The sequence below is a fragment of the Phaeobacter sp. PT47_59 genome, from assembly GCF_028890025.1.
In the GTDB taxonomy this organism is placed as follows: Bacteria; Pseudomonadota; Alphaproteobacteria; order Rhodobacterales; family Rhodobacteraceae; genus Phycobacter.
Genome location: NZ_JARCJL010000019.1, coordinates 70,130 through 80,248 on the forward strand (window position 1 = coordinate 70,130; position 10,119 = coordinate 80,248).

Consider the following 10,119-nt stretch of genomic DNA (forward strand, 5'->3'; position numbering starts at 1 on the left):
GCATGAGACTGCCCGGCAAGGGGCTGATCGAAGGCGGCAAGCCCGTCACGTTCTCCTTCAATGGCCGCCACATGATGGGGCTTGAGGGCGATACGCTGGCCTCGGCCCTGCTCGCGAACGGCGTGCATCTGGTGGGGCGCTCGTTCAAATATCACCGCCCGCGCGGCATCCTGACCGCAGGCAGCGAAGAGCCGAATGCGCTGGTCACCATCGGCAGCGGCGCGCATCAGGATCCGAATGTGCGCGCCACCACGCAGGAGCTTTTCGAAGGCCTCAGTGCCCGTAGCCAGAACTGTTGGCCCTCGGTCGAGCATGACGTGATGGCGATGAACGATCTGGCGGCGCCCTTCCTGGGCGCGGGGTTCTACTACAAGACCTTCATGTGGCCTGCGGCCTTCTGGGAGAAACTCTACGAGCCGATGATCCGCCGCGCGGCGGGGCTGGGTGCACTCAGCGGGGCGGCGGATACGGATGCCTACGAAAAGGCCTATGCCTTCTGCGACCTGCTGGTGATCGGATCGGGGCCTGCCGGTCTGATGGCGGCACTGGTGGCCGCGCGCGCGGGCGCCGACGTGATCCTGGCCGAAGAGGACAGCCGAATGGGCGGCCGCCTTCTGGCCGAGGTCGAAGAGGTGGACGGCATGCCCGCCCACCTCTGGGTGGCGGAGGTTCTGAAGGAACTCTCGTCTATGGACAACGTGCGGCTGATGACGCGCACGGCCGTGACAGGCGCCTATGATCAGGGCACCTATGGCGCATTGGAGCGTGTTGCCCATCACAGGCCGCGCCGCCATTCGCTGAAGGAAAGCCACCTTCCGCGCGAGTGCTTCTGGCGCATCGCGGCGAAACGCGCCGTGCTGGCGGCAGGGGCGATTGAACGCCCCGTAGCCTTTCGCAACAACGACCGTCCCGGCATCATGACCGCCAGCGCCATGCGCGCCTATCTCAACCGCTGGGGGGTGGCGCCGGGCGAACGGGTCACGGTCTTTGCCAATAATGACGACGCCCATCGCACCGCCCGCGATCTGGCAACGGCGGGCGTCCATGTGGCCGCCCTGATCGACAGCCGCCATGATGCGCCGGACAGCGAGTTGTTCCCGGTGATCAAGGGCGCGCAGGTCTGCGATGCGGATGGGCGCAAACGGCTGGAAAGCATCACCGTGCGCTCCGTCGCCGGAGAGGAGAAGATCCAGAGCGATTGTCTGGCCATGTCGGGGGGCTGGAACCCCTCGGTGCATCTGACCTGCCATCTGAACGCGCGGCCCACCTGGCGGCGCGACATCGCGGCCTTTGTGCCGAAGGAGGGCAGCGTGCCGGGCATGGTGACAGCGGGGGCCTGCAATGGCGAATTCTCCACCGCCGGTGCCCTGCGCGACGGGGCTGCAGCCGCAGGCCAGGCGCTGGAGGCGCTGGGCCTGAAGGTGCCAACTGCCGATCTGCCGCAGGCCGAGGATGATCCCTACCGGATTTCGCCGCTCTGGGACGTGCCGGGCAAGGGACGCGCCTGGCTTGATTTCCAGAACGACGTGACCGTGAAGGATGTGAAACAGGCCGCGGGGGAAAACTTCCGCTCGGTCGAGCATATGAAGCGCTACACCACCCAAGGCATGGCGACGGATCAGGGCAAGAACTCGAATGTCGCGGCGCTGGCGGTGCTGGCCGATGCCACCGGGCGCAGCATTCCCGAAACCGGCACCACCACCTTCCGCCCCCCCTTCGTGCCGGTCAGCATTGGAGCCATGGGGGCAGGGGCCGCAGAGCAGGGCTTCAAGCCGCAGCGGTTCCTGACCTCGCATAAGGCGAGCGAGGAGCGCGGTGCCCATCAGCTGGAGGTCGGGCTCTGGTATCGCGCCGCCTATTTCCCGAAAACCGGGGAAACCAACTGGCGCCAGTCCTGCGACCGCGAGGTGACACTAGTGCGCAATCATGTCGGTGTCTGCGATGTCTCCACCTTGGGCAAGATCGACATCCAGGGGCCGGATGCCGGAAAGCTCTTGGACTATGTCTATACCAACATGTTCTCGACCCTGAAGGTCGGGCGCGCGCGCTATGGTCTGATGCTGCGCGAGGATGGTTTTGTCATGGATGACGGCACCACCGCGCGGCTGGGCGATCAGCACTATGTGATGACCACCACCACCGCCGCTGCGGGGCAAGTGATGGCGCATCTGGAATATGTGACCCAGGTGCTGCGCCCCGATTGGGATGTGCGCATCGTCTCGGTCACCGAACAATGGGCGCAATTTGCCGTGGCAGGCCCCAAGGCGCGCGCGCTTTTGAATGGTCTGTTGGATGACGAGATCGACAGCAAAACCTGGCCCTTCATGGCCTGCGGCGAGGTTTCGGTCATGGGCGTCGCGGGTCGGCTGTTCCGTATCTCCTTCAGCGGCGAGGAAGCCTATGAACTGGCCGTGCCCGCCCGCTATGGCGATGCGCTGTTCCGTGAACTTCTGGCCCGTGCCGAAGGCCTGGGAGGCGGCGCCTACGGGATGGAGGCGCTCAATGTGCTGCGGATCGAGAAGGGTTTCATCACTCATGCGGAAATCAACGGCACCGTGACGGCCGGTGATCTGGGTATGCAGGGGATGATGTCGAAGAAGAAGGATTTCTTCGGAAAGCCGATGTCCCGCCGCGACGGGTTGATGGCCGAGGACCGGATGCAGATGGTCGGCCTCAAACCCATCGGCGCGGTGAAACAGCTGACCGCCGGGGCGCATCTGTTCAACCCCGAAGACCCGGTGGAGCGGATCCATGACCAGGGCTATGTGACCTCGGCCTGTTTCTCGCCCACGCTGGGCCACTCCATCGCGCTGGGTTTCCTCAGTGGCGGGCGGGATAGGATCGGCGATCAGATCCGCCTGGTCGATCACATGCGCGGCATAGACGCCATGTGCGAGGTGGTGGAGCCACAGTTCTTTGACCCGGAAGGAGGGCGCGCCCGTGGCTGAACTCATTGCAAAAAGCCCCTGCGCGGGGCTGCTGCCCGTCTCTGTCGGCGGCCTGTCCCTCAGCGAAGAGGATCTGGGGGCTTTGACCAGCCTTGCGCCCTTCAACGATCAGGAAAAGGGCCTGAGTGCGGCGCTGGAGGCCGCCCATGGCATGAAACTGCCCGCTATGGGGCGCAGCACCGGCAAGGCGGGGAACAGGGCGATCTGGTTTGGTCGGGATATGGCGCTGCTGGCCGGGCCTGCGCCCGATCCATCTCTGGCCGAATACGCGGCGCTGACCGATCAGAGCGATGCCTGGGCCGTGGTGCGGCTGGAAGGGGAGGGGGCCGAAGATGTTTTGGCGCGTCTTTGCCCCATTGATCTGCGCAGCAAGACCTTCAAACGCGGCCATACCGCGCGCACCGAGCTGCGCCACATGATGGCATCGGTGACGCGCATCGGGGCAAACAGCTTTCAGATCATGGTGTTCCGCTCGCTTGCGCAAACCTTGGCGCATGATCTGAAAACAGCCATGGAAGCCGTCGCCGCGCGCAGGTAATCTCCCTGGATCACCGACTGATTCATGGAGCGTATCGATGAAGCGCATTTCCGCAGCGATTGCACCAGTGGCGGCCATCCTGGCCGTTCTGTCTTCTGCGCCGGCCCAGGCCGCTGACAGCAAGGAAGACAGCTGCAAATACCAGGGCCAGGTCATGGCCGCCGTGCAGGCTGCGCGGATGGACCGTGTGAAGCAGGAGAAGGTCGAAGAGGTCATCCTGGCCTCGGATCCTGCATGGCCCGAACAGTATTCCAAGGCGATCCCGCAGCTGACCGAGCATGTTTATGGGATGAAGCGGCGCGATCTGCGCAACGCCGATCTTGGTGCCATCTTTGAACAGCAATGCCTGGAAAACTGGGATCAGATCCAGGCGATGAAAAAACAGCTGAAATCGAACTGATATGTCCCTGCCGCCCGGTTTTCTTGACGAATTGCGCACCCGCATAAGCCTGACTGATGTTGTCGGGCGCAAGGTCATGTGGGACCAGCGCAAGTCGAACCCGGGCAAGGGCGACATGTGGGCACCATGCCCCTTTCACCACGAGAAATCCGCCAGTTTTCACGTCGATGATCGCAAGGGCTTCTATTACTGCTTTGGCTGTCAGGCCAAGGGCGATGCGCTGAAGTTCGTGCAGGAGACCGAGAATGTCGCCTTCATGGAGGCGGTCGAGATCCTTGCCGGGGAAGCGGGCATGGAGATGCCCAAGCGCGACCCCAAGGCGCAGGAAAAACAGGATCGTCGCAGCCAATTGGCAGATGTGATGGAGCAGGCGGTGCAGTTCTTTCGCCTGCAGCTCAACACCCAAGGCGGCACCGCCGCGCGCGCCTACCTGGCCAAACGCGGCCTGACGGGTGAAGCCCTGCAGCGCTGGGAGATCGGCTTTGCCCCGGATGGCTGGCAGGGGCTTTGGGATCACTTACGCGGCAAGGGCGTGGCCGAGGACCTGATCATGGGGGCGGGGCTGGCGAAGCCCTCGAACAAGGGCGGCAAGCCCTATGATACCTTCCGCAACCGCATCATGTTCCCGATCCGCGATGCGCGCGGCCGCGCAATCGCCTTTGGCGGCCGGGCGATGGACCCGAATGACAACGCCAAATATCTGAACTCGCCCGAGACCGAGCTGTTCGACAAGGGGCGCAGCCTTTACAACCACGGACCGGCCCGCGCCGCTGCCGGGCGGGGCACGCCGCTGATCGTGGCCGAAGGCTATATGGATGTGATTGCGCTGTCCGAGGGTGGTTTTGCCTCCTGCGTGGCGCCGCTTGGGACCGCGATTACGGAAAACCAGCTGATGATGCTCTGGCGGATGTCGGATGAGCCGATTATCGCGCTGGATGGCGACACCGCCGGGATCCGCGCTGCCATGCGGCTGATCGATCTGGCCCTGCCGCGCCTGGAAGCCGGGAAATCCCTGCGCTTTGCCATCATGCCCGAGGGGAAAGACCCCGATGACATGATCCGTAGCGAAGGCCCTGCCGCAGTGCAGGCGGTGCTGGATCAGGCCATGCCCATGGTGAAGCTCCTGTGGCAGCGCGAAACCGAAGGTCGCGTCTTTGACAGCCCCGAACGCAAGGCGGCGCTCGACAAGGCCCTGCGCGAGAGGATCCGCCTGATCCGCGATCCGTCGATCCGCAGGCATTATGGCGAGGACATCAAGGAGCTGCGCTGGCAGCTGTTCCGGGGCAACCGGCCGCCTCGCGACGACGGTTTCACACCGCGCCGCAAGGCAGGCGGAGGCGGCGGGGCAGGTGGCTTTCGTGATGGCGCGCGCGCGCCCTGGCGCGGGCAAGGGGGGGCTTCGGTACCGCTGGCAACCACTCGCAGTTCGCTCCTGGCGGCCGCCGATGAGGCGACCCTGGCCCGCGCCCGCGAAGCGGTGATCCTGGCGGTGGTGATCACCACGCCTGCGGTGATCCCCGAGTTTGAAACCAATCTCGAGCGGATGATCTGCACCGACCCGGATCTGGCCGCCCTGCGCGACATGGTCCTGCGCCATGGCGTTGCGGCCCCTGAGCGGCTGAAAGAGGAAATCCAATACGCGCTTGGCCCCCATGCCCTTGAAAACCTCTTTGCCCTGCGCCATGTGGCAATTGTGCCCTGTCTGCGCAAACCAGGCGATGAGGAGGCCGCGCGCCTGACCCTGGCCGAGGAAATCGCAAAGCTCGAAGCGCTCAGGGGGCTGGATGCGGAACTGGCTGAGGCACAGGAAGACCTGATCGGTCTTGCGGATGAGGCTTTGACCTGGCGCCTGAAACAGGCCGCCGAGGCGCGCAACAGGGCCGTGCGAAGCGAAAATGAAGACAGGGCGCAATATGACGTAGGCGAGAATGGCGCCCGGCTCGATCGCGAGGAACGCGACGCCTTTGGCGCCCTTTTGGACAGAATCGGCTTTTCCGACAAATGACACATCCGCGCAAAAAGGGTGTTTTCCTAAGGAAGAGCAAAAGAAAATTGGGTAAATGGGGTGACGAATCATCAGTTCCGGCTAATGATTCGCGCTATCCGAATCGCCCCAGCCTCTTAGAGGAGCAATGAATGGCCGCCAAAGACACCGACGACCGCAAACCTGACGATCAGGAAGCCGAAATCTCGCTGGACATGAGCCAGGCCCAGGTCAAGAAGATGATCGCCGAGGCGCGCGAGAAGGGCTACATCACCTACGATCAGCTCAATCAGGTTCTGCCGCCGGATCAGGTCAGCTCGGAACAGATCGAAGACGTGATGTCGATGCTGTCCGAAATGGGCATCAATATCATCGAGGACGAAGAGGCCGAGGAGGAAGAGCAGAACAAGGGCTCGACCGAACTTGTGACCACCGAATCCAACCGTGAAGTCGCGGTTGCCGGTGCTGCCACCGAAAAGCTGGACCGTACCGACGATCCGGTGCGCATGTACCTGCGCGAGATGGGCTCGGTCGAACTGCTGTCGCGCGAGGGCGAGATCGCCATCGCCAAGCGGATCGAGGCCGGCCGCAACACGATGATCCTGGGTCTGTGCGAAAGCCCGCTGACCTTCCAGGCGATCACCATCTGGCACGACGAACTCCTGTCCGAAGACATCCTGCTGCGCGATGTCATCGATCTGGAGGCCACCTTTGGCAACCAGATGGACGAAGAGGGCGAAGTCAGCGAACCGGTGGTGGATACCGGCGCGGCTGCCGGGGCCGCCAAACCCGCCAAGGAAGACAAAGGCCCCGAGCTGGATGCCGACGGCAACCCCATCGCCAGCGATGACGATGATGACGAGGACGAGCAGGCCAACATGTCCCTTGCCGCGATGGAGGCCGCGCTCAAGGATCGCGTGCTGACCACGCTGGAACAGATTTCCTCGGATTACGCCCAGCTGAGCGAAATGCAGGACAGCCGGATCTCGGCCACCCTGAACGAAGACGGATCCTTCAGCGAGCAGGACGAAAAGACCTACCAGCAGCTGCGCTCCGAAATCGTGGAGCTGGTGAACGGGCTGCATCTGCACAACAACCGCATCGAAGCCCTGATCGACCAGCTTTACGGCATCAACCGCCGCGTGATGCAGATCGACAGCGCCATGGTGAAGCTGGCCGACCAGGCCCGCATCAACCGCCGCGAATTCGTCGAGGAATACCGGGGCCGCGAGCTGGACCCGAACTGGCTGTCGGACATGGCGGAAAAGCCGGGCCGGGGCTGGCAGATGTTCATCGAACGCTCCACCGAGAAGGTCGAGGAACTGCGCGCCGACATGGCGCAGGTCGGCCAGTATGTGGGTCTCGATATCTCGGAATTCCGCCGCATCGTGCAGCAGGTGCAAAAGGGTGAGAAGGAAGCCCGCCAGGCCAAGAAGGAAATGGTCGAAGCCAACCTGCGCCTGGTGATCTCGATCGCCAAGAAATACACCAACCGCGGTTTGCAGTTCCTGGACCTGATCCAGGAGGGCAACATCGGTCTGATGAAGGCGGTGGACAAGTTCGAATACCGCCGCGGCTACAAGTTCTCGACCTATGCCACCTGGTGGATCCGTCAGGCGATCACACGCTCTATTGCGGATCAGGCGCGCACGATCCGGATCCCGGTCCACATGATCGAGACGATCAACAAGCTGGTGCGCACCGGCCGTCAGATGCTGCATGAAATCGGCCGCGAGCCGACGCCGGAAGAGCTGGCCGAAAAGCTGCAGATGCCGCTCGAGAAGGTCCGCAAGGTGATGAAGATCGCCAAGGAGCCGATCAGCCTCGAAACCCCCATCGGGGACGAGGAAGACAGCCAGCTGGGCGATTTCATCGAGGACAAGAACGCGGTGTTGCCCCTGGACAGCGCCATTCAGGAAAACCTCAAGGAAACCACCACCCGGGTGCTGGCCTCGCTCACCCCGCGCGAGGAACGGGTTCTGCGCATGCGCTTTGGCATCGGCATGAACACCGACCACACGCTGGAAGAGGTCGGTCAGCAGTTCTCGGTGACCCGCGAGCGGATCCGCCAGATCGAGGCCAAGGCCCTGCGAAAGCTCAAACACCCCAGCCGAAGCCGCAAGCTGCGCAGCTTCCTGGACCAGTGATCAAAAGGCGCCCTGCGGGGCGCCTTTTTCTTGCGCTTTGAAGTGCTGTTGGACGGTCTTGAGGTTTGGATGACGGACGCCGCGGTTCATCTGTGATGCGGTTATGCGCAGATAGCGAGCTTTGCAAAGTCGCGGTGCCCGCCCTGGCGTCAGGCGCGACCGGCCCAGAGCCGACTTTGAACACGGTCTATCGATGCTGCACCAGCAGCCCGCATTGCCGACATTCGCCGCGTGCGCAAAACCCAGGCGACAGCGAACTGGTGGTCTGCGGGACAAAGCGTCGGTTCGCTGCGGCTGCGCCAAAGTCTGCTTACAGAAAGACCTATCAGCCAGACAGGATTTTACCGATGGTAATTCGAGCAATAAAGTCATTGATAGATTACAGCCTGCAGCATCTGTCGGTACTTTTCCTCTGCTAGCTCGACCTGATGCACCGTAAACACCGCCTCTTCTCGATTGGTCTTGTCCTGTGATCCGACCTGAAGCTTCTCTACACGCAAATATGGAACGTCTGCCGGAGTATCCTGCAACCAGGCGAGTGAGGTGCGCCATTTGTCGTTGTTTTTGTAGGATATGTAGACATCGACGTGCTTTCGACCTGCGATCATGTCGCCGCCGGTTTTTACACCGTTCTTGACTTGATTTTGGGACAAGTCAAACTCCGAGCAGGTTCGCAGGAATACCTGTTCAAGAAACTCTCGGGCTTCAGAATCCTTTGGACCAAACACTTTTGTGGCTGCACTCGGCGAAACACTTCGCAGCCGTTCTTCAATCAATTGAATGAGATCTTCGCGCTGTACATCATCAATGCCCTGAAACCGTTCGACATTCTCATGAAAACGCAAAAGAGCCTTCGGGTCGGATAGAGAAATGATCCGATCTCGAGCGACTGTTACCTGTTTGTCCATTTGTTTTTTATCTGTCGTCAATTCAATTCTCCCGAAAGCCTGCTGGTAATCGTGGGCCATAATAAACAATGGAGCAACCCAATAACTTGCGCAGCAGCACACTGCACATTCGCCGCAGGACAGAAACAAGGTAAAGTGGGCTCACAGCAGACCTCGGATGCGTCGCAGCATCTTGTGATATCATGCCTTGTCAACGTCGGGTTGTCGATGTGGGAGGGCATGGCGGATCGGAGGATCAGTCATGGAAACACCAAACTTACCTGCTATTCGCGCTTTGCGCCCCGCTTGGAACAAAGGACGTATCGTTGGCCAGAAACGACCGCTGAAGCCAAAGCACGTCTGGGCGATCCGAGTTCGACTTGAACTGGCCGAGAACCATCGTGACCTGGCGCTCTTCAACCTGGCCATCGACAGTAAACTGCGTGGCTGCGATCTGGTCAAAATGAAGGTCGTCGATGTCATGGCATCTGGCCAGATCAAGGAACGAGCGTCGGTTCTGCAGAGCAAGACGCAGAAACCGGTCCGCTTCGAAATATCGGAAGGCACCCGAGCCTCGCTCGAAAGGTGGATGCAGGACCCGCTGATGGTCGGATCCGAATACCTCTGGCCCGGCCGGTTTCACGAGCGGCTGCATATTTCGACCCGCCAATATGCGCGGATTGTCCGTGATTGGGTGACGTCGATCGGCCTGGAGGCGAGCGCATACGGCACGCACTCGATGCGGCGCACGAAGGTGACGCAAATCTACAAAAAAACGGGCAACCTGCGTGCAGTCCAGCTGCTGTTGGGCCACACGAAGATGGACAGCACCGTCAGATACCTCGGCGTCGAGCTTGAGGATGCTCTTGCGATTGCAGAGGCAATTGAAATCTAATAACTTGGGCCGTCTTCAAGGACGGCCCAGGGCCGACATTAAGCACCCGATTTGGATGCTGCGTTCGCAACCCACATACCTGCCGTTCGCTGCGGATGCGAAATCCGAAGGTGAACGAACTCACAGAACGCGGACTTGGCAGTCGCTTGGGGAAACCGTTCCGAATGTCCAAACAGGCAGAGATTGCGATTTTCAGGGCAGTTCCAAAACCTCAAAAAGCGAAACTAGACACTGACCAGACCCCAGGGGAATCGCATATGGCGGTGACGAGCTGACAGGCGCGTCTTGCGGCTGACACCGGGATGGATTCTGATGGTGGA

At 61.5% G+C, this 10,119-nt stretch carries 7 protein-coding genes; 6 read left to right on the forward strand and 1 reads right to left on the reverse strand.

The window, feature by feature from the left end; genetic code table 11:
• Positions 1-2 precede the first annotated feature (2 nt).
• From PXK01_RS16110 to rpoD, 5 genes are all read left to right on the forward strand, one after another.
• On the forward strand, positions 3-2,948 hold the full coding sequence (locus PXK01_RS16110) for a sarcosine oxidase subunit alpha family protein (RefSeq protein ID WP_274860865.1): 2,946 nt from the start codon (positions 3-5) through the stop codon (positions 2,946-2,948).
• Complete coding sequence (locus PXK01_RS16115) at positions 2,941-3,486, forward strand: sarcosine oxidase subunit gamma (RefSeq protein WP_274860856.1); 546 nt, start codon at positions 2,941-2,943, stop codon at positions 3,484-3,486. The genes PXK01_RS16110 and PXK01_RS16115 overlap by 8 nt, the downstream gene beginning before the upstream one ends.
• A 37-nt stretch (positions 3,487-3,523) precedes the next feature.
• Positions 3,524-3,886, forward strand: coding sequence for a hypothetical protein (locus tag PXK01_RS16120; protein WP_274849409.1), 363 nt, complete (start codon positions 3,524-3,526; stop codon positions 3,884-3,886).
• Position 3,887: 1 nt separating this feature from the next.
• Positions 3,888-5,891, forward strand: a complete 2,004-nt coding sequence (gene dnaG, locus PXK01_RS16125; RefSeq protein WP_274860858.1) for a DNA primase — start codon at positions 3,888-3,890, stop codon at positions 5,889-5,891.
• A gap of 131 nt (positions 5,892-6,022) precedes the next feature.
• Positions 6,023-8,017: an RNA polymerase sigma factor RpoD gene (gene rpoD / locus PXK01_RS16130; RefSeq protein WP_274860860.1), complete on the forward strand. Its 1,995-nt coding sequence runs from the start codon at positions 6,023-6,025 to the stop codon at positions 8,015-8,017.
• A gap of 368 nt (positions 8,018-8,385) precedes the next feature.
• Here the strand turns inward: rpoD and PXK01_RS16135 are convergent, their stop codons facing one another.
• A complete protein-coding gene (locus tag PXK01_RS16135; protein ID WP_274860862.1) occupies positions 8,386-8,946 on the reverse strand; it encodes a hypothetical protein in 561 nt (186 codons plus the stop codon).
• 220 nt (positions 8,947-9,166) lie between these two features.
• On the opposite strand from PXK01_RS16135, the gene PXK01_RS16140 reads away from it, so the two are divergent.
• A complete protein-coding gene (locus PXK01_RS16140; RefSeq protein WP_274860863.1) occupies positions 9,167-9,799 on the forward strand; it encodes a tyrosine-type recombinase/integrase in 633 nt (210 codons plus the stop codon).
• Positions 9,800-10,119 lie beyond the last annotated feature (320 nt).

Coding starts and splice junctions, on each gene's coding strand:
- PXK01_RS16110 (WP_274860865.1), top strand. CDS start 3: ATGAGACTGCCCGGCAAGGGGCTGATCGAAGGCGGCAAGCCCGTCACG.
- PXK01_RS16140 (WP_274860863.1), top strand. CDS start 9,167: ATGGAAACACCAAACTTACCTGCTATTCGCGCTTTGCGCCCCGCTTGG.
- dnaG (WP_274860858.1), top strand. CDS start 3,888: ATGTCCCTGCCGCCCGGTTTTCTTGACGAATTGCGCACCCGCATAAGC.
- rpoD (WP_274860860.1), top strand. CDS start 6,023: ATGGCCGCCAAAGACACCGACGACCGCAAACCTGACGATCAGGAAGCC.
- PXK01_RS16120 (WP_274849409.1), top strand. CDS start 3,524: ATGAAGCGCATTTCCGCAGCGATTGCACCAGTGGCGGCCATCCTGGCC.